The 19,231-nt window shown below is 69.7% G+C and carries 20 protein-coding genes; 3 read left to right on the forward strand and 17 right to left on the reverse strand.

Annotated features, from left to right (window positions below; translation table 11 throughout):
- Positions 1 to 6: 6 nt before the first annotated feature.
- From AB7F93_RS03875 to AB7F93_RS03900, 6 genes are all read right to left on the reverse strand, one after another.
- Positions 7 to 432, reverse strand: a complete 426-nt coding sequence (locus AB7F93_RS03875) for an ExbD/TolR family protein (protein ID WP_428301569.1) — start codon at positions 430 to 432, stop codon at positions 7 to 9.
- The gene (locus AB7F93_RS03880) at positions 429 to 1,070 is read right to left on the reverse strand and encodes a MotA/TolQ/ExbB proton channel family protein (protein WP_428301570.1); all 642 of its coding nucleotides are present in this window, start codon (positions 1,068 to 1,070) and stop codon (positions 429 to 431) included. Before AB7F93_RS03880 ends, AB7F93_RS03875 begins: the two co-directional genes overlap by 4 nt.
- A gap of 70 nt (positions 1,071 to 1,140) precedes the next feature.
- Positions 1,141 to 3,537: a DNA internalization-related competence protein ComEC/Rec2 gene (locus AB7F93_RS03885; protein WP_428301571.1), complete on the reverse strand. Its 2,397-nt coding sequence runs from the start codon at positions 3,535 to 3,537 to the stop codon at positions 1,141 to 1,143.
- 113 nt (positions 3,538 to 3,650) lie between these two features.
- A complete protein-coding gene (glgP, locus tag AB7F93_RS03890) occupies positions 3,651 to 6,212 on the reverse strand; it encodes an alpha-glucan family phosphorylase (protein ID WP_428301572.1) in 2,562 nt (853 codons plus the stop codon).
- Positions 6,213 to 6,281: 69 nt separating this feature from the next.
- A complete protein-coding gene (locus tag AB7F93_RS03895; protein ID WP_428301573.1) occupies positions 6,282 to 7,052 on the reverse strand; it encodes a 2-keto-4-pentenoate hydratase in 771 nt (256 codons plus the stop codon).
- 8 nt (positions 7,053 to 7,060) lie between these two features.
- The gene (locus tag AB7F93_RS03900) at positions 7,061 to 7,855 is read right to left on the reverse strand and encodes an SDR family oxidoreductase (RefSeq protein WP_428301574.1); all 795 of its coding nucleotides are present in this window, start codon (positions 7,853 to 7,855) and stop codon (positions 7,061 to 7,063) included.
- Positions 7,856 to 8,157: 302 nt separating this feature from the next.
- On the opposite strand from AB7F93_RS03900, the gene fumC reads away from it, so the two are divergent.
- From fumC to AB7F93_RS03915, 3 genes are all read left to right on the forward strand, one after another.
- Positions 8,158 to 9,552, forward strand: coding sequence for a class II fumarate hydratase (gene fumC / locus AB7F93_RS03905; protein ID WP_428301575.1), 1,395 nt, complete (start codon positions 8,158 to 8,160; stop codon positions 9,550 to 9,552).
- 154 nt (positions 9,553 to 9,706) lie between these two features.
- Positions 9,707 to 10,096, forward strand: a complete 390-nt coding sequence (locus AB7F93_RS03910; RefSeq protein ID WP_428301576.1) for a hypothetical protein — start codon at positions 9,707 to 9,709, stop codon at positions 10,094 to 10,096.
- A 101-nt stretch (positions 10,097 to 10,197) separates the two neighbouring features.
- Positions 10,198 to 10,581, forward strand: a complete 384-nt coding sequence (locus AB7F93_RS03915; protein ID WP_428301577.1) for a hypothetical protein — start codon at positions 10,198 to 10,200, stop codon at positions 10,579 to 10,581.
- A gap of 186 nt (positions 10,582 to 10,767) precedes the next feature.
- Here the strand turns inward: AB7F93_RS03915 and AB7F93_RS03920 are convergent, their stop codons facing one another.
- From AB7F93_RS03920 to ccoO, 11 genes are all read right to left on the reverse strand, one after another.
- Entirely contained in the window at positions 10,768 to 10,989 is a 222-nt protein-coding gene (locus tag AB7F93_RS03920) for a type II toxin-antitoxin system HicB family antitoxin (RefSeq protein ID WP_428301578.1), read from the reverse strand.
- 166 nt (positions 10,990 to 11,155) lie between these two features.
- On the reverse strand, positions 11,156 to 11,914 hold the full coding sequence (locus AB7F93_RS03925; protein WP_428301579.1) for a TIGR01458 family HAD-type hydrolase: 759 nt from the start codon (positions 11,912 to 11,914) through the stop codon (positions 11,156 to 11,158).
- Between the two features lie 212 nt (positions 11,915 to 12,126).
- Positions 12,127 to 12,861: a sulfite exporter TauE/SafE family protein gene (locus AB7F93_RS03930; protein ID WP_428301580.1), complete on the reverse strand. Its 735-nt coding sequence runs from the start codon at positions 12,859 to 12,861 to the stop codon at positions 12,127 to 12,129.
- On the reverse strand, positions 12,842 to 12,997 hold the full coding sequence (gene ccoS, locus AB7F93_RS03935; RefSeq protein WP_428301581.1) for a cbb3-type cytochrome oxidase assembly protein CcoS: 156 nt from the start codon (positions 12,995 to 12,997) through the stop codon (positions 12,842 to 12,844). The genes AB7F93_RS03930 and ccoS overlap by 20 nt, the downstream gene beginning before the upstream one ends.
- A 6-nt stretch (positions 12,998 to 13,003) precedes the next feature.
- Positions 13,004 to 15,424 carry a heavy metal translocating P-type ATPase gene (locus AB7F93_RS03940; RefSeq protein ID WP_428301582.1) on the reverse strand — a complete coding sequence of 807 codons (2,421 nt, stop codon included), beginning with the start codon at positions 15,422 to 15,424 and terminating at the stop codon, positions 13,004 to 13,006.
- Positions 15,421 to 15,909, reverse strand: a complete 489-nt coding sequence (locus AB7F93_RS03945; protein WP_428301583.1) for a FixH family protein — start codon at positions 15,907 to 15,909, stop codon at positions 15,421 to 15,423. The genes AB7F93_RS03940 and AB7F93_RS03945 overlap by 4 nt, the downstream gene beginning before the upstream one ends.
- Positions 15,902 to 17,281, reverse strand: a complete 1,380-nt coding sequence (gene ccoG, locus AB7F93_RS03950; RefSeq protein ID WP_428301584.1) for a cytochrome c oxidase accessory protein CcoG — start codon at positions 17,279 to 17,281, stop codon at positions 15,902 to 15,904. The genes AB7F93_RS03945 and ccoG overlap by 8 nt, the downstream gene beginning before the upstream one ends.
- Positions 17,274 to 17,579, reverse strand: coding sequence for a hypothetical protein (locus AB7F93_RS03955; RefSeq protein WP_428301585.1), 306 nt, complete (start codon positions 17,577 to 17,579; stop codon positions 17,274 to 17,276). Before AB7F93_RS03955 ends, ccoG begins: the two co-directional genes overlap by 8 nt.
- A complete protein-coding gene (gene ccoP / locus AB7F93_RS03960; RefSeq protein WP_428301586.1) occupies positions 17,566 to 18,459 on the reverse strand; it encodes a cytochrome-c oxidase, cbb3-type subunit III in 894 nt (297 codons plus the stop codon). Before ccoP ends, AB7F93_RS03955 begins: the two co-directional genes overlap by 14 nt.
- On the reverse strand, positions 18,456 to 18,620 hold the full coding sequence (locus AB7F93_RS03965) for a cbb3-type cytochrome oxidase subunit 3 (protein ID WP_428301587.1): 165 nt from the start codon (positions 18,618 to 18,620) through the stop codon (positions 18,456 to 18,458). The genes ccoP and AB7F93_RS03965 overlap by 4 nt, the downstream gene beginning before the upstream one ends.
- Positions 18,617 to 19,231 (reverse strand): cytochrome-c oxidase, cbb3-type subunit II, encoded by a 615-nt coding sequence (gene ccoO / locus AB7F93_RS03970; protein ID WP_428301588.1) that lies wholly within the window; start codon positions 19,229 to 19,231, stop codon positions 18,617 to 18,619. The genes AB7F93_RS03965 and ccoO overlap by 4 nt, the downstream gene beginning before the upstream one ends.

The raw sequence follows: 19,231 nt of genomic DNA on the forward strand, positions 1-19,231 counted from the left end.
TGGTCGTCACGGTGTGGCGCCCGCCGTCTCCACGGCAAAGGTGAGGCTCTCGATGCCGGCCTCGCGCGCCGCCTGCATGGCGGCGATGACGCGCTCGTGCGGCGTCAGGTGATCGACGGACAGCACCAGCACCGGTTCGGGGCGTCCGGCGGCAGCCTGCCGCAGCGCGGCGACCAGGCCCGCCATATCGCCCGCCGCCAGCGTGCGTTCGCCAAGTACGCTCTTGCCGTCGGCGGCGATGGCGAGCTCGATGCTGTTGTCCTGCGGCGGCGTGGCGTCGCTGGCCGCCTGCGGCAGGGTGATGTCGAGCCGACTCAGGCGGCTGAAGCTGGTGGTCACCATCAGGAAGATCAGCAGCACGATCAGCACGTCGATCAGCGGCACGAAGTTCAGTTCAACGTCGTCCGGCCGGCGCCGGGTGCGGAAATTCATGCCCGGCGCACCGCGCGCTCGCGCTGCAGGCGCTCGGACAGGTGCGCCAGCGACTCCGACAGCTCCGCCGCCTGGCGTTCGAGGTCGGCCACCAGCTCGTCCACCCGGCCGCGGTAATAGCGGTGAAAGATGTAGCTCGGGATGGCCACGAACAGACCGAACGCCGTGTTGACCAGCGCAATGGCGATGCCGCTCGCCAGCTTCTCCGGCGCGCCGATGCCGGCCAGGCTGATGGCGTTGAAGGTTTCGATCATGCCGATCACGGTGCCGAACAGGCCGATCAGCGGCGCGATGGTGGCGAGCGTGCCGAGCGCGTTCAGGTACCGCTCCAGCTCCAGCGTGAGATGCCGGCCGGTGTCCTCGACATTCTCGCGCTGGCGCTGGCGGTCCTCGCCGCCGTGCATGAGCACCGCCGCCAGGATGCGCCCGAGCGGGGAGTGCGCGCGCAGGCGGTTGATCCGGTCGGCATCCACCTCGCCCGCCAGGCACCAGCCTCGCACCTCGGCGAGCAGGCCCGGCGGCAGCACGCGGCGGCGCTGCAATGACCAGGCGCGTTCGAGCACGATGCCGAGCGCCACCACGGAGCACAGGAGCAACGGGATGACGGGCCAGTCACCGGCCTTCAGCAGTTCCCACACGGCGGCCGAGATCCCCGATCGAGCGTTGAAAGCGAAGCCAAAACCCGCGCAATGGCGGGCCGGCAGTCTATCACGGGGCCTCCGGTGCTCCGGCCCGCCACCAGCGCGGATAGCGGGCGCGCTGGCCCCTGAGTTCCAGGCCATCGGCGCCGGAGCCGATCGACACCGCGCCGTCCTGCGCGGTATTCCAAAGGCGCGCGCGGGCCGCCCGGTAAGCGCTGGTCACTTCCCGATGCGGATGGCCGAAGCGGCTGCGGTAGCCGGCCGAGAAAATCACCTCGCGCGGCTGGAGGCGCGCAATCAGCGGTGCGTGCAGCGCGCCCCGGCTGCCGTGGTGCGGCGCCAGCAGCACATCCACCGGCGCCGTGACGCCTGACCGCAGCCACTGCCGCTGGGCCGGCACCTCGATATCGCCGGTCAGCAGCAGGCTGCGCCCCGCCGCGTCCCGGACGCGCAACACGCAGGAGCGGTCGTTGTCACCGGCGCCCCCGACGTCGGCGCCGGGCGCGAACAGCTCGAACAGCACGCCGTCCCAGGTCCAGCGCTCGCCGTTCTGGCACGGCGCGACTGGCCCGCCGCCGACCATCTGCTCCGGCGTACCGCTCAGTACCCGGTCTGTCGTGACGCCCGCCAGAATGTCGTCGGCGGCGCCGGCGTGGTCGGCGTCGCCGTGCGACAGCAGCAGCAGGTCGAGCCGCCGCACGCCGCGCCGCGCGAGTTCCGGCAGCACGATGGCCTCGCCGGCGCTGAACCGGTCACTGAAGCGCGGCCCGCTGTCGTAAACCAGCGCATGAGCGCGCGTGCGCACCACCACGGCGAGCCCTTGTCCCACGTCGAGCACCGTAGCCGCGAAGACGCCTTCGTCTGGAACCGCCGGCCTATACAGCAGCGCCGGCAGACACCACAGCAGGCCAAGCCAGCGCCCCGGCAGGCCGCGCGGCGCGAGCAACACCAGCACGCCCACGCCCGCGGCCGCCAAGAACGGCCAGGGCACCGGCGACCACAAAAGTGCCGGTAGCGTCGCTTGCAATAACCCGAGCAGCGACAGCGTGCCGGCGCACACCCGCTCCGCCGCAAAGAGCAGCGGACCGGCCACGGCAGGCGCCGGCAGCGCCAGCACGCCGAGCAGCGTGAGCGGCACCGCCACCAGGCCGAGCAGCGGCACTGCGATAAGGTTGGCCGGCACCGCGCTTGGCGACAAAAGCCCGAAGAAGCCGAGTGTCAGCGGTGTCAACGCCAGCGCGACGGCCACCTGCAAGCGCACCGCCCCGCGCGCGGTGCGCTCCGCGCCAAGCCAGGCGCGCCTTAAAGAGCCTGCCGGCGGCGCGGAGGGATCGTCGTCCGGCGGCCGCGCGCGGCCGAGCGCCAGCCACAGCAGGATCGCCACCGCGCCAAAGGACAGCCAGAAACCGCTCGCCAGCAGCGCCAGCGGGTCGAGCAGCAGCACCACCAACCCGGCCAGCACCAGCAGCCGGGCGGGCGAGGTGACGCGCCCGCTCGCCGCGCCGAGCGCCGCCACGCTGAACATCAGCGCCGTGCGCCGCGCCGGCACGGCAAAGCCGGCCAGCGCCGCGTAGACGAATACGGCCAGCGTCGCCGCCCCGGCGGCCGCCCATGGCGCCGGCCAGCGCCGGGCAAGCACCGGCCAGCACGGCCACAGCCGGCGTGTCAGCGCATACACCAGAAGTCCGCTCAGGGACACGTGCAGGCCGGAGATCGCCAGCAGATGCGCGGTGCCGGTGTCGCGCAGCGTGCGCCAGGTGGCCGGCCCGACGGCGTTGCCGACACCGATGGCAAGGCCGCGCACCACGCCGCCGGCATCGCCAGCCGGCAGGTGCCGATCCAGCCGGTCGGCGATGGCGTGGCGCAGGCGCTGCACCGGCGCTGTCGCGGCGCCCGCCGGCACGCGCTGCGCGTGCGCGGAAGTCACGTAGCCGGTGGCGTCGATGCCGGCGCCGGCCAGCCAGCGCTCGTAATCGAAGCCGGACGGATTCACGAAGCCCCGCGGGGCCTTCAGACGCACCGGCAGTTGCCAACGCTCGCCCGCCCGCAGCGCCGGCCGTGCGCCGTACCAGGACAGCAGAACGCGCCGTGGGCCCGGCACCGCCCGGCCGGCGACCGTGAGCCGCTCGACGTCGACAGGAAACCGCGCCCGCAGCGCGTTCATCTGGGGAAGATCGGCGATGACGCCCGTCAGCACGGCGTCGGCGCCTTCGAGCGCCAGCGGCAGACGCCGGCCCAGAGTCTCCTCGGCGGTCAGCAGGCCGGCGGTGGCTCCGGCACAGGCCGCTGCCAGCAACAGCCAGACGGCGCGTCGCCGAAGCAGGCCAATGAGGGCAATGGCCCCACCGCTCGCCGCGAGCAACCAGGCGCTACCCGCCGCCGGCAGGGCCGGTGCTGACAGCGCCAGTCCGAGCCCGACGCCGTAGGCCAGCGCAAGCGGCGTGATGCCAGCCGGCTTGTCCACGTAACGCCCCCGCGCGGGGCCAAGGACGGCGCCGCCAGATGATGGAGCGTCAGACCTTAGCCGGCGGGTGGCGCAGCGACAGTGTCACGCGTCACTGCCGGTGGCGCGGGCACCTACAGCCAGCGCATGCAGCCGAGCTCGAAGCGGTGCCCCAGCAACTCGTGGTACGGATAGGCGCGGATGCGGTACTGCTGCAGGCCCGTTCGTCGCGGGCGCAGGGCGAGCTGATAGCTCACCTCGCCGCCCGGCAGGCTGGCGCCGGGTTCCAGCGGCAGGGTCTCGCGCACCACCAGGCTGCCGTCGTCCTGCGCTTCGCCGAGCAGGCATTCGACCACCACGTCCTGCGTGGCGAGACCGTTCAGGCGCAGCACGGCTTGCACGTCGAGCGTGTCGCCGAACGGCAGCAGGCGGCTCGCGGCGGCGCCGATATCGGCCTGCGGCACGAAACCCACGCCCGACCAGCGCTCGACGACGCGCCGCTTCCAGGCCGCCAGCGTGGCAGCGCCGTCGGCGGCGTCCAGGCGGCGGCGATGATCGCGCGCCGGTGCGTAGAACTTCTCGACGTAGTCCAGCACCTGCCGCTCGGCGTTGAAGCGCGGCAGGATGGTGATCATCGATGCCTTGGCCATTTCCACCCAGCGCGGCGAGTAGCTGTGGCCGTCGCGCTCGAAGTACAGCGGGATCACCTGCCGTTCCAGCAGGTCATACAGGTCGTTCGCCTCCTCGCGGTCGCGGTAGGCCGGGTCGAAGTCGGCGCCGTGCGGCACGATGCCCCAGCCGTTGCTGCCGTCGTAACCCTCGGCCCACCAGCCGTCGAGCACGGACAAGTTCAGCACGCCGTTCATGGCGGCCTTCATGCCGGAGGTGCCGCTCGCTTCCAGCGGATAGATGGGGTTGTTCAGCCACACGTCGACGCCGGACACCAGACGCCGTGCGAGGTTCAGGTCGTAGTTCTCCAGCAGCAGGATGCGGCCGATGAACTCCGGGCGCATCGAGAACTCGTGAATCTGCCGGATCAGGTCCTGCCCCGGCTGGTCGCTCGGGTGCGCCTTGCCGGCGAACATGATCAGCACCGGCCGCTGCGGATCACCAAGCAGCCGCGCCAGCCGCGCCGGGTCCTGGAACAGCAGCGTGGCGCGCTTGTAGGTCGCAAAACGCCGCCCGAAGCCCAGCACCAGCACGTGGCCGTTGTCGTTGCCGAGGTGCTGGGTGATGCGCCGCAGTTGCGCGTCCGACACCCCGGCCCGGCGGTGTTGCAGCATCAGCCGGCGCCGCGCCACCTGCAGCAGCAGCGACTTCAGCTCCTGCCGCAGGCTCCAGAAGCGATGATCGGGCACCTCGCGCAGGGCTTCCCACCACGCGCAGTCGGTCAGCGAGCCGCGCCAGTCGGCGAAGCGCACGTCGAGCAGGTTGGTCCATTCCTGGGCCAGGAAGGTGCTCACGTGCACGCCGTTGGTCACGTGCCCGACCGGGTTTTCGTCCGGCGGGACGTCCGGCCAGATGTACTGCTCCATCACCGACGCCACTTCGCCGTGAATCTTGCTCACGCCGTTGTGAAAGCGCGACCCGCGCAGTGAGGCCGCGGTCATGTTGAAGCCGCTCGCGTTGTGCGGCGAGGTGCCCAGCGCCCGCAGGGCGTCAAGGCCGATGCCGAGCGTCGGCGCAAAGCTCGTGAAATAGCGATCGAACAGCGTCGCGTCGAAGATGTCGTGCCCGGCCGGCACCGGCGTGTGGGTGGTGAACACGGTGTTCGCCGCCACGCGTTCCAGCGCCGCGGCGAAGGTCATGCCCTGCGCCACCTTCTCGCGGCAGCGCTCCAGAATCTGGAACGTGGCGTGGCCTTCGTTGATGTGCCAGGCGGTCGGCGCGAGACCCAGCGCGCGCAGCGCCCGCACGCCGCCGATGCCGAGCACGATCTCCTGCTGCAGGCGCCACTCGCGGTCGCCGCCATAAAGCTGATAGGTCAGCGCCCGGTCCGACTCGTTGTTCTCGGGCAAGTCGGAATCGAGCAGGTAAAGATCAATGTGCCCCACCTTGGCGCGCCACACGTGCAGGCCCACTGCCCGGCCGGGCAGCTCCGCCTGCACGCGCAGCGGCACGCCGCCCGCATCCAGCGCGATGGTCACCGGCAGGTCATCGATCTGGTTTGGCCGGTACAGCGCCTGTTGCTGGCCGCGGCCGTCTATGGCCTGCGTGAAGTAGCCCTGCCGATACAGCAGGCCGACGGCGACGAACGGCAGCCCGAGATCGCTTGCCGCCTTGCAGTGGTCGCCGGCCAGGATGCCAAGCCCGCCCGAGTAGATCGGCAGGCTTTCGTGCAGGCCGTACTCGGCGCAGAAATACGCCACCAGGTCCGCCTGCGGGTCGAAGTGCGCCGCCACGCGCGGGCTCGCCTGTGCCTGCAGGTAACTGTCGTAGCCGGACAGCGCGCGGCCGTATTCCTCAAGATAGCCGCGGTCCTGGGCGGCCTCGTCCAGCGCCTGCTGCGACACGCGGCGCAGGAATACTTTCGGGTTGTGCCCGCAGGCCCGCCACAGCTCGCCGTCGAGGCGCGCGAACAGCGCCCGCACGCGCCGGTCCCAGCTGTAGTAGAGATCGCCAGCCAGCTCCTCCAGGCGGCGCAAGCGCGCCGGGATGCGCGGCTGGACTTCCAGCGTGAAGGTGGTGTGCGTCATCGCAAACGTTCCGCGTGTGGGGAGGGCAGCGGGTCGGCAGCAGGCTCCGTGCCAAACGTCACGGCCGTGTTACGCCGGCCGCGCGCTCACGGCCACCGCGCCGATGCCCTCGAACCGCGTGCGCGCCGCGTCGCCCGACCGCAGCGGGAACTGCCGCGTGAACGAGCCGCTCATCACGTACTGGCCGGCTTCGAGCCCGCGTCCGTACTCGGCGAGCTTGTTGGCGAGCCAGGCGAGCGACGCGCACGGGTCGCCCATCACGGCGTCACCGGTCGCCTGCGCCACCTCCGCGCCGTTGATGTCCACCGCGCAGCGCACGGCGGCGAGATTCATCGCGCCATCCAGCGCCACCTCGGGGCCGATCACGAACGCCCGCTGCTGCACGTTGTCGGCCACCGCCACGGCGAGCTGAGCGGTGAAATCGCCGCGGTTCTCCACCAGCTCCATGGACGGGTGACAGCTGCGCACCGCGGCGCGCGCCTGCTCGGTCGTCACGTTCGGCCCGCGCAGCCCCTGGCCGAGCCGCAGGCACAGTTCATTCTCGAAGCCCGTGCCCTGCCAGGTGGAAAGATCGATCTCGACGCCGCTGTCGAGCCGGCCTTCCTCCAGCAGGTAACCGAACACCGGCTCGTGCACGCGAAACTGCTCGCGGATGGCCGCGGCGGTGAGGCCCACCTTCCAGCCCACCTGCCGCGCGCCCGCCGCGACGGCCTTGTCGAGCAGGCCGAGCTGCACGCGGCACGCCTGGTCCAGCGTGAGCTTGTCGAACCACTGCGGCGGGTAGGCCACGCCGCGCGCGCGGCTCGCCCAGAAATCCTCGACGATCGCGTTGATATCCATGTCTTGCCTCATACCACTGACCGCAATTGCCCGCCGTCCACCGGAATGTTGAGCCCGGTGAGGAACGCCGCCCGCTCGGACGCCAGAAACGCCACCAGATCACCCATCTCGTCCGGCCGGCCCAGGCGCTGCATCGGCACGCGCGTGGCGCGCAGTTCAAGCTCCTTGTCCGGATCGCGCCCGAAATGCCGCGCCTGATTGGCGGCCACCTGCCCCAGGCGCTCAGTGTGGATCGAGCCCGGTAACACGCTGTTGACAGTGATGCCGTCGTTGGCCACCTGCTCGGCCAGATACCGCGAGTAGGCGACCACGCCCAGACGCGACGTGGATGAGAGCACCAGGTTGTCCTCGATCTGCCGCACCGACAGCGCCAGCACATTCACGATGCGCCCGTACTGGTTCTCGCGCATCAGCGGCACCGCGTGCCGGCACAGGCGCACCACGTTCATGAAATTCTGCTGGTAGGCCAGCATGAACTTGTCATCGTCGAGGTCGAGCGGCTGCCCCGGCGGCGGCCCACCGGTATTGGTCACCAGCACATCGAGCCGGCCCCAGTGCGTGCGCGCGGCGTCCACCACCGCCGCGGCACTGTCGGGCGGGGTGAGGTCGAGCGCCAGCGTCGCGAGCTGCGCGCCGCGCACGTGCTCCGCGATCTCCACCTGCGCCGCCTGCAGCTTGTCCGCACTCCTCGCCACCAGCAGCACCCGCGCGCCCTCGGCGGCAAGGCTCTGGGCAATCGCCCGCCCCATGCCCTGACTCGCCCCGCACACCACCGCCACGCGGTCCTTCAAGCCCAAATCCACGTTTCGCCCTCCGCCTGGCCTTCGCTGCCGAAGGCAAACCGCCACGGACCCACCGTCCGTGCCACGCGGCAGATTCTATGGTCTGCGCCCCGGCATTCGGCCCGAGGGCGGGCCTCCCACAGCAAGCCCCTGTCGGAGCGGCCTTGTGGGAGCGGTGCTGTGGGAGCGGCGCCCCCGCCGCGAATCTTCCAGCCACGCCCCTTCGGCCCGAGGGCGGGCCTCCCACAAACCCACCCCAAGCCCTTCCCCCCGGCCCGGTAAAATCGCCGCCTTTCCACGCACAGCCACCGCGGAGCACGGCAATGTCTATTCGCATCGAACGCGACACCATGGGCGAACTCGAAGTCCCGAGCGACCGCTACTGGGGCGCCCAGACGGCGCGCAGCCTCAAGTTCTTCGCCATCGGCGGCGAGCGCGAGCGCATGCCGCTGGAAGTGGTCCACGCGTTCGGCATCCTGAAGCAGGCCGCCGCCATCACCAACGCGGAACTCGGCCTCATGCCGCAGGACAAGGCGGATCTGGTCGCCCGCGCCGCGGCCGAGGTCGCCGCCGGAAAGCTCGACGACCACTTCCCGCTGGTGGTCTGGCAGACCGGCTCCGGCACGCAGAGCAACATGAACGTGAACGAAGTCATCGCCAACCGCGCCATCGAGATGGTGGGCGGCGAACTCGGCTCCAAGAAGCCCGTGCACCCCAACGACGACGTCAACAAGAGCCAGTCGTCGAACGACACCTTCCCCACCGCCATGCACATCGCCGCCGCGCGCGAGGTGCACGACCGCCTGCTGCCGGCGCTGCGGCACCTGCGCGACGTGCTGGCCAGAAAGGCCGCCGAGTTCGAGCCCATCATCAAGGTGGGCCGCACGCACATGATGGACGCCGTGCCGCTCACGCTCGGCCAGGAATTCAGCGGCTACGTGCATCAGCTCAACGACGTCATCGACGCCGTGGGCAGCGCCCTGCCGCGGCTGTACCAGCTGGCCATTGGCGGCACCGCCGTTGGCACCGGCCTCAACACCCACCCGAAGTTCGCCGACACCGTCGCCGCGCACATCGCCAAGCTCACCGGCCTGCCGTTCGTGTCCGCGCCCAACAAGTTCGCCGCGCTGGCCGCGCACGACGCCATCGTGCTGATGAGCGGCATGCTCAAGACCGTCGCCGCCGCGTGCATGAAGATCGCCAACGACTTTCGCCTGCTCGGCTCCGGCCCGCGCTGCGGCATCGGCGAGCTGTACCTGCCGGAAAACGAACCCGGCAGCTCCATCATGCCCGGCAAGGTCAACCCGACCCAGTCCGAAGCGCTCACCATGGTCGCCGCGCAAGTGTTCGGCAACGACGTCGCCATCAACTTCGGCGGCGCCAGCGGGCATCTGGAACTCAACGTCTTCAAGCCGCTCATGATCCGCAACCTGCTGCAGTCCGTGCGCCTGCTGTCCGATGCCGGCCGCTCGTTCGCCGACCACTGCGCCGCCGGCACCGTGGCCAACAAACCGCAGATTGCCGAGTACCTCGACCGCAACCTCATGCTGGTCACGGCGCTGAACCCGCACATCGGCTACGACAACGCCGCCAAGGCCGCCAAGAAGGCCCACCACGAGAACCTCACGCTCAAGGAATCCGTCGTGGCACTCGGATTGCTGAGTGCGGAAGACTTCGACCGGCTGATCCGCCCGGCCGATATGCTGGGGCCGGGGTGAGGACGGCGCGACGCCAGTAGGCGTAGGGCGGAATAGCGCGGCGTATTCCGCCTTCCGTGTGTGGGGTAGAGTTGTGCCCAATGGCCACTCGGAAGGCGGATCGCGATCCGCCCTACGCCCTGCGAAGCATGGTCAATGTTGAGAGGGAAGGGAAGTGAACCTATTTCTGACAGCCATTGCCGTCATTTTGGTGGTATTTTTTATACGAAAATTGATCCCCATATTGAGCAAGGGCAATAGCCACCTCCAGCCTCAAAGAAAGCAATACGCCGATGACTACGAAATATGGCTAGATGTTTTTAAGAAAGAGAAAATCCATGTGGAGGAGTTCGACCTCTATGGAACGAAAGCGGCCATCACTTGGAACGCCGGCGACTCGGAGGTCACCGTGATATGCATCACTGAATTTACCAACAAAATGCCGAGCACCAAGAAGTGGGATCACTTTGATTTTAATATCAAGGACAAATCTTGGATTGGCACAACACCGCGAGGGTCAGCGACTCGAATCCGAGAGGAATTGTCGAGATTGGGACTGATATAGCCCGCCTAACGCGGAAGGGGATCGCGACCCGCCCTATGCGCGGAAAAAACCTGCTTGGCGGGCACCTTAACTAACACGTTAACTGTAACAAGGAGCTCATTGTGCTTACCGATAATCAAATTGAGTATGGAAAGGCAAAGGTGACGTACAGCCTCAATGAAGGCGGCCGCCATGAACACCACGACTGCATTCGCATGGCTTACGAATGGCTTGATGCGCAGAAAAAAATTAAAAACCCAACGACAAAAACATTCGCACTAAAACACATTATTGAAGAATGGGCTGGTCGGTATATATCAACTAGTGATGTTGAGGTGGCTGCTTATCTCCATCCTGAAATACATGGCAGATATCCACATTTCAATATCAGCGCTCGCCTTACCGTGCCATCAGACTCAAGGTTAAGTGGAATTTCTGAGGCACTTTCACAACGTTATAGAGATCGCTTTGATTCATCGGTCTATTCCGCCCGTGAGCCCGCGTAGCCCGCGAAGGGCGGAATAGCGCCGCGTATTCGGCCTTCCGTGTTGCGCCGTTACCGGGCGAAGACTGAGCCTTATCGCAGCGCCACGGTCGTCGCGCACCGACGTGGCTGCCGCGGCGGCGCACCTCGTTGAAACCATGCCGCCCTCGGAATCGCGCAGACCGCTTGCCCGGAAAGGACTCGGAGCTTACCCAATCGCGATTTCCAGGCGTGTCACAAACACTTCTTCGTGCGTGCGCTGCCTGATTTCTTCCGGCGACGCGGTTTCGAAGAACAGCTCCAGCGCCTCCCGCAGGTTGTCGCGGGCTTCCTCGACCGATTCACCCTGGCTCGCGATGTCGATTTCGGGGCACAAGGCGACGTAGCCATCCCCCTCACGTTCGATGATCGCTGTGAGCTGCATGTGCATGATGCGTGCTGCCGTGTTGTCGCGCCGAGGCGTGTGCGTTTGGCGCCGTTGCGATCGCATCATGCCAACGGAAACGGGGCGCGCAAAGCTCCGTGAAACGCCCGCGGGACAGCGCAGCATATTCCGCGTTACGCCGTTACCGGGGACGCGCCACGAAGACTGAGCCTTATCGCAGCGCCACGGTCGTCGCCGCACCGATGTCGTTGACCACCACGCCGCCCGGTTTGAGACGCGACTCGTCGCCCGGCCGGTACTTGCCGGTGTTGACCAGAATGCCGCGCAGCCCGGCATCGATGGCGCCATTGACGTCGGAGTCGACGTCGTCGCCGATCATCACGGCGTCGGCGGGCGCGCAGCCTGTGGAGGCGAGCGCAGCGCGGAAGATGGCCGGCGCGGGTTTGCCGAGCAGTTCGGCCGTCTGGCCGCTCGCGTATTCCAGCGCGGCGACGAACGGCCCGGCGTCGAGCGACAGGCCGTCCGCCTCCTGAAAGTAGCGATTGCGCCCCAGCGCAAACAGCGGCGCGCCGCCGTGGACGAGCCGGAATGCCTGGTTCAGCGTGGCGTAGCGGAAATGCTCGCCGGCATCGCCGACGACCACGGCGTTCGGCTCGGCGGTGTCGAGGCCGGCGAAATCGGGCGCGAGATCCGGGTGGATCAGCAGCAGCGGGCGCAGGCCACGGCCGACCAGCAGGTCGCGCGCTGCGGTGGCCGGCGTGAACAGTTCGTCTTGCGCAATCGCAAGGCCGCGCCCGGCGAGTTCCCGCAGCAGGGCGGCGCGGCTCTGGCGCGTGGTGTTGGTGACAAAGCGCAGCGGCAGGCCGCTTTCCCGCAACCGCGCCAGCGCCTCGGTGGCGCCCGGGATGGGGCGGTCGGCTTCGTAGAACACGCCGCCGAGATCAAGCAGTACGGCACGCAGGGTGGACATGTGGGCCTCCGGCCAGTCGGGCTGGCGGTGCGGCCTCCTCCGGTGGCGGATAGATTCTACGGAAAGGCTGAAACGTTCCGTCCGTGGAATGTTTCAGCTCACGTCCACGCGGGTGACACCCGCGTGGCGCTCCCTGAATCAATGGCTGATGCCCTTGATTCAGGCCGGGGCGTCCTGCCCGGACGGCGATCGCTGAAAAGATCAGCGCTCGCCTAGTGGTGGTGATGCTCGGCTGCGGCTGCGGGCGCGTGGGTGGCGTGCGCCGCATGTTCGCCATGTGGCAGGGCGCCGATCGCAGTCCACACGCCGAACACCGCCAGCAGCACACCGGCTGCGCGCTGCCCTGCGCCACCGCGCAGTCGCCGCAGCGCGCCTGCCGCCGCGCTGCCGGCGCCGACCACAGCCGGCAGCGTGCCAAGACCGAAGCCGGCCATGACCAGCGCGCCGCGGGCGGGATCGCCGCTCGCGAGCGCCAGCGTCAGCATGCTGTACACCAGCCCGCACGGCAGCCAGCCCCACAGCGCGCCGGCCAGCAGCGCCTGCGCCGGGCCGCGCGGTGGCAGCAAATCCTTCAGCGCCGGGGCGAGGCGCGCCCACAGGCGCCCGCCGAGCGCCTCGATGCGCAGCAGCCCGCGCCAGCGCAGCGCGAGCGTGAGCCCCACCGCCACCAGCAGCAGGCCGAAGACGAGCCGCAGCGTTTGCCCCAGGTGCAGCAGATCGAGCCCGCGGCCGAGCAGCGCGCCGCCCGTGCCGGCGATGGCGCCGGCCAGGCTGTAGCTGGCGACGCGGCCGGTGCTGAGCAGCAGGGCGCTGCGCCACGCCGGCCCGCGGCCGCCGCCGGCGAGCGCCGCACTGATGCCACCGCACATGCCAAGGCAGTGCCCGCTGCTGGCGAGACCCGCCAGCAGCGCGGCGGCAAAGCCGAGTTCAGCGCCGGGGCTGGTCATCGTCGTCACCCAGGATGCGCCAGGCCGGGCTGTCGAGGTCGTCGAACTGGCCGCTGCGCATGGCCCAGAAGAACACCGCCACCGCCACGCCCACCAGCAGCAGCGTGATCGGGATGAGGATGAACAGGCTCTCCATGGCGGCTCAGGCGAGTTGTGGAGCGGCCAATCGGGCGGCGGCAGCACGCGGCGCGCGCAGCAGACGAAGGCTGTTGCCGACCACGAGTGCCGAACTCAGGGACATGCCGAGCGCCGCCTGCCACGGCGCGACCAGGCCCGCCGCCGCGGCCGGCATGGCGAGCAGGTTATAGAGCGCCGCCCAGGCGAGGTTTTGCCGCACCACGGCGAGCGTGCGCCGGGCGGTGTCGATGCCGTCCAGCAGCGGCGCGAGATGCCCGCCGAGCAGCAGGCAGTCGGCCTGCGTCTGCGCCAGCGCGGCGCCCCCACCCATGGCCACCGACACGTCGGCGCCGGCCAGCACCGGCGCGTCGTTGATGCCGTCGCCCACCATCAGTACACGCTCGCCGCGCTGCTGACGCGCGCGGATGGCAGCGAGCTTGTGCTGCGGCGTCTGGCCGGCCTGCCAGTCGGTCACGCCAAGTCGCGCCGCGACTTCGGCCACCGCGGGCGCCGCATCGCCGCTGAGAACGGCCGTATGGAGGCCGCGCCGGTCGAGGCCGGCCAGTGTGTCGGCGGCATCGGCGCGCAGCGGGTCGTGCAGACGAAACAGCGCGACGAGGCGCTGGCCGTCACCTAAACCAATCCAGCTACCGGGTTCGAGATCAGCGGGCAGCGCGTTGTCCGCACCGGCGAAATCCGGCCTGCCGAGCCGCCACGGCTGGCCATCCACCACGCCGCGCACGCCGGCGCCCGGCACCGTGTCGCGCTGCTGCGCCACGCGGCCCGCCGCGTGCGGCGTAAATGCTTGCGCATACGGGTGGCTCACGCCCAGTTCCAGCGCGGCGGCGGTGGCGAGGTGCTGCTCGATGGGCTGGCCGTCCAGGCTGCGCGCGGTGGCGATCTGCGCCCGCGCCTGGGTGAGCGTGCCGGTCTTGTCGAACAACGCCGTGCCGGCGCGCGCCAGGTTCTGCAGCGCCGCGCCGCGCGTGACCAGCAGTCCACGCCGGGCGAGCCCGGCCGCCGCGGCGGCAAACGCTGTGGGCGTCGCAAGCGCCAGCGCGCACGGGCAGGACACCACCAGCACGGCGAGCGTGTTCGGCAACCAGTGCGCGGGCGCGGCGTGCCACCAATACGCGCCGGTGGCCGCCGCCGCCAGCAGCACTAGCGTGATGAAGCCCTGCGCCAGGCGGTCCGCAGCGAGCGCCAGCGGCGGGCGCTCGGCCTGCGCGCGTTCCAGCAGGTGCGCGATCTGCGACAACTGCGTGGCGGCGCCGGTGTGCTGCACCTCCAGCGTGACCGGCGCGCCGAGGTTGACGGCGCCGGCGATCAGCGCATCGCCCACCGCGCGCGGGCGGGGCTCGGCCTCGCCGGTGAGGAGCGCCTCGTCGACTTCGCTGCGGCCTTCCACCAGCACGCCGTCGGCGGGGATGACGTCGCCGCTGCCGACCAGCACGCGGTCGCCGGGGGCGAGTTCGCTCACCGCTACCGGCTGCGGACCTGCATCGGTCAGACGCAGCACGCTCGCCGGCAGCGCGGCGGCCAGTGCCTCGCCCACGCTGCGCACGCGGGCACGCGCGTCGGCCTCGAACCAGCGGCTGACGCTGAGAAAAAACACGAACATCACCACCGAATCGAAATAGACCTCGCGCCCGCCGAAGAAGCTGATCCACACACTCGCCCCGCCGGCCAGCGCCAGCGCCAGCGCCACCGGCAGGTCCATGCCGGGCCGGCCGTGCCTGAGGCCCCGCACGGCGCCGGCAATGAACGGTGCGCCCGCGTACAGCAGCACCGGCAGCGCCACCAGCATGCTGATGAGGCGCAGGAAGTCCCGCATGGCGGGCTCCAGACTGTCGCCGGCCACGTAAAACGCGAACGCGAAGCTCGACACCTGCATCATGCCGAGCCCGGCGACGAGTAACTGCTTGAGCGCACGCTGGCGCTCTCGGGCCGCCGCGTCGCGGGCGGCGGCGGGCAGCGGATGCGGCCGGTAGCCGAGCGCGGCCAGCGCCGCCAGCAGCGCCGACAGCGGCACCCGGTCCGGCCGCCAGGTGAGCTGCACGCGGCCGGTGGCCGGGCTCACGCGCACCTCGTCCACGCCGGCCAGCGGCGCCAGGTGATGCTCGATCAGCCAGGCGCAGGCGGCGCAGCGCAGGCCCTCGACCACGAAGCCGGCGCGCGCGCGACCGTCCGGCAGCGTCTGCACGAAGGCGGCCTGCGCCTCTCGGCGGTCGAAGGCGGCCCAGGCGTCGGTGCCGTCGGGAGGCGCCGCGGGACGCGTCGCCGGGGCGGTGCGAAAACGGTAATAGTCGCCGTGGCCGGCAAGGATGAGTTCCGCCACCGCCTGACAGCCGCGGCAGCACACCGGCTGCGGCTCGCCCGCGACCAGGACGCGAAGATCAATGCCCGGCGGCAGCGGCTCGTGGCAGTGAAAGCACTGGCCGGTCACGGCGGGCTCAGGCGTAATCCATCGGTGCCGGGCTGCAGCACGCCGCGCAGGCGCCAGCCTTGCTGCGGCGAAGCGATTTCGACCTCGCGCCGCGCCGCGTCCAGCGGCCCGACGTGGCCGGCGTAGCGATCATCGGCATCGGCCGTGACGCTGGTCCTCCGATCGGCGTTCGCGTCAGTCGGGTGCAGCAGCGTGAGGTCGAGCGGCCCCGCCGGCACGCCGCGCACGGCGATCTCAAAGGCGCCGGTGGCGCGGTCGAGGCGCAGCGTGGCGGTGACGCCGAGTACACGCGCCCGCCGGTCGCGCGACTGGTCCATCTCGAAAGCCCGGCCGATGCGCGCGTAGTCGTCCACCACCAGCGAGTCCGCATGGCGCACGGCGATCCACACCGTGAGCAGGCCGCCCACCACGGCCGCGACAGGCGGCGCCGCCACCAACCAGAACCAGCGGTTGCGGTACCACGGCAGGCTGGCCGGCTCAGTCATGCGACGGCCCGAGGAAGCGCACGTCCTGCGCAATGGCGGCGCCGCTGGCGGCGGTGACGGTGAGCGTGAGGCGGCTCACGCGGTGTTCGAGCGCGTCTTCCGGCACGCGGATGCGCGTCGGCACCACCGCCACGCCGCCCGGCGGCAGGGTGAATTCGGCGGGGTCGGTCTCCAGCACCGCGCCCGGCAGGCCGCTGATGGCGGCGCGGTAGCGTTCCGGCGCGGTCGATTTGTTGACCACTTTCAGCGTGTAGACGTTCTCGATCTCATCGTCGCCCACCTCGCGGTACAGACGGCCGCGGTCGGCGATCAGCTCGGCCGTCAGCGGCGTGCGCAGCGCAACCGCCGTGCCGAGCGCCGCCAGCAGCGACAGCAGCAGCAGGCCGTAGATGACTATGCGCGGGCGCAGCACGTGCGTCTTGCCGCCCTGCACGGCGGCTTCGGTGGTGTAGCGGATGAGGCCCGGCGGGTAGCCGACGCGGTCCATGACCGAATCGCAGGCGTCGATGCAGGCGGCGCAGCCGATGCACTCGTACTGCAGGCCATCACGGATGTCGATGCCGGTCGGGCACACCTGCACGCACAGCGTGCAGTCGACGCAGTCGCCGAGGCCCCGGCTGCGCGGGTCGACGCCGCGGGCACGTCCGCCGCGCGGCTCACCGCGCGCCTGGTCGTAGGTGATGATCAGCGTGTCGCGGTCGAACATGGCGCTTTGGAAGCGCGCGTAGGGGCACATGTAGATGCACACGTTCTCGCGCATGAAGCCGGCGTTGCCGTAAGTCGCAAAGCCGTAGAACAGGCCCCAGAACAGCTCCCAGCCGCCAAGATCGAAGCGGATCAGCTCCTGCCACAGCTCGATGCGCGGCGTGAAGTAGCTGACGAAGGTGAAGCCGGTGAACAGGGAAAAGGCGATCCACAGCGCCTGCTTGGCCGTCTTGCGCAGGACTTTTTCGGTCGTCCACGGCGCCTTGTCGAGGCGCATGCGCCGGGCGCGGTCGCCCTCCACCCAGCGTTCCATCCACAGGAACACCTCGGTCCACACGGTCTGCGGGCAGGCGTAGCCGCACCACAGGCGCCCGGCCACGGCGGTGAAGAAGAACAAGGCCAGCGCCGCGCAGATCAGCAGCAGCGCGAGAAAGAAGAAGTCCTGCGGCAGGAACAGCAGGCCGAACACGTGGAACTGGCGCGCCGGCAGGTCGAACAGCACCGCCTGACGACCGTCCCAGTTCAGCCACGGGATGCCGTAGAAAAGTCCCAGCAGCGCCAGCACGGCGAGCTTACGCAGGCGCTGGAAGCGGCCGGCGATTTCGCGCGGGTAGGCCTTGGGGCGCGACGCGTAGAGGGCGGGTTCGGCGGCGGCGGGCTCAGGCATGGGGCGAACGGACCCGCTGGCGCACGGGCTCGGTCAGTATCAGGGTGATGAAACTCGACGCGGCCGTCACGGCCCAGAACATGAAAAAACCGACCGTGTAGCCCGCCTCGCGGCTGATTTCCCACTGCGGGAAGCTCGCCAGGCGCAGGCCCTCCGGGTCGACGTTGGCAAAGAAGGCCGCGGTTGCCACGCCGGCCATCAGGAACGACGGCCACAACACGGCGCCGAGTCGATGCAGCCAGCCGTGCGGGCGGGCGTGCCCGGCGTCGATGACGAAGCCGTCGTCAGGGCTGTTCATGGGACAGGCTAAATACGTAGGCGGCGAGCATGTGGATGCGCTCGGCACTCAGCAGGTCCTTGTGCGCCGGCATCATGCCCATGCGCCCGCTGCGGATGCTGGTCTCGACGGCCTCCTGGCTGCCGCCGTAGAGCCAGTAGTCGTCGGTCAGATCCGGCGCGCCCAGCATGGGGTTGCCCTTGGCGTCCGGGCCGTGGCAGGCCACGCACAGGGCCTGGAACTTCTCCTGCCCGGCGGCCACGCGGGCCGCATCGCCGCTGTGCCCGCGCAGGCTGCGCACGTAGGTCGCGACGGCCGTGACGCCATCGTCGCCGAGCGCCGCGCCCCACGGAATCATCGCCGCCTGGCGACCGTTGGTAATGGTCTGCTCGATCTGCTCCGGGCTGCCGCCCCATTGCCAGCTGCTGTCGGCGAGGTTCGGGAAGCCACGGCTGCCGTGACCGTCGGCACCGTGGCAGACGGCGCAATTGGTCACAAACAGGCGCCGGCCGGTCGCCATGGCGGCCGGATCGCCGGCGAGGTCCGGAATCGGCGTTGCGGCGTATTTGGCGAACAGCGGCGCCACGTCCTCCTCGACCTGCTTCACCTCCGCCTCGTAGGCGCCGGTCTGCGTCCAGCCGAGCAGGCCCTTGAAGTTGCCCAGCCCCGGGTACAGCAGCAGGTACACCAGCGCGAACACGATGGTGAGATAGAACAGCCCAAGCCACCAGCGAGGCATCGGGTTGTTGTATTCCCGAAGCCCGTCCCACTCGTGGCCGGTGGTGTCGGATGCGGCGCCCTCGCCGGGGCGCTTCTTGGCGGTCCAGCGGATCAGCCACACGCAGGCAAGGATGTTGGCCAGCGACAGGATGGTGACGTACCAGCTCCAGGCGGTGCTCACGGGCGAGCCTCCTTGCCAATGGGCGAATCGTCATCGCGCAGCGGCAGCCGCGCGGCGGCGTCGAAGGCGTCGCGCGGGCGGGTGTAGAGCCACACCGCGCCGCCCACAAACAGCACCAGGACCAGCGCGGTGAACAATCCCCAGAACACACCAATGCTCATCGCGCACCTCCCGCCGGCAATGCCTTGCCGAGCCCCTGCAGGTAGAACACCAGCGCGTCGAGCTCGGTCTTGCCGACCACGGCGGCCGGCGCGCCCTCGATGTCCGCGTCGGTGTACGGATCGCCGATGCGCTGGAGCGCCCGCATGTGCCGCTGCACGGCCTTGCCGTCCACGGCGTTCTTTTCCAGCCAGGCAAAGGCAGGCATGTTCGACTCGGGCACCACGTCGCGCGGGTTCAGCAGGTGCACGCGGTGCCAGTCGTCGCTGTAACGACCGCCGACGCGCGCCAGATCCGGCCCGGTGCGCTTGCTGCCCCACTGGAACGGCCGGTCGTAGACCGATTCACCGGCCACCGAGTAGTGGCCATAGCGCTCGGTTTCGGCGCGAAACGGCCGGATCATCTGCGTGTGACAGGTGTAGCAGCCCTCGCGCACGTACACGTCGCGCCCGGCAAGCGCCAGCGCCGGGTAGGGCTTCACGCCGTCCACCGGCTGCGTGACCTTGGCCGAGAACATCAGCGGCACGATCTGCACCAGCCCGCCGATGCTGATGACGATGGCCACCAGCACCGCCAGCAGGCCGAGGTTCTTTTCGACGACTTCATGGTTCAT

It is taken from the genome of Immundisolibacter sp. (assembly GCF_050250495.1).
Lineage (GTDB): Bacteria > Pseudomonadota > Gammaproteobacteria > Immundisolibacterales > Immundisolibacteraceae > Immundisolibacter.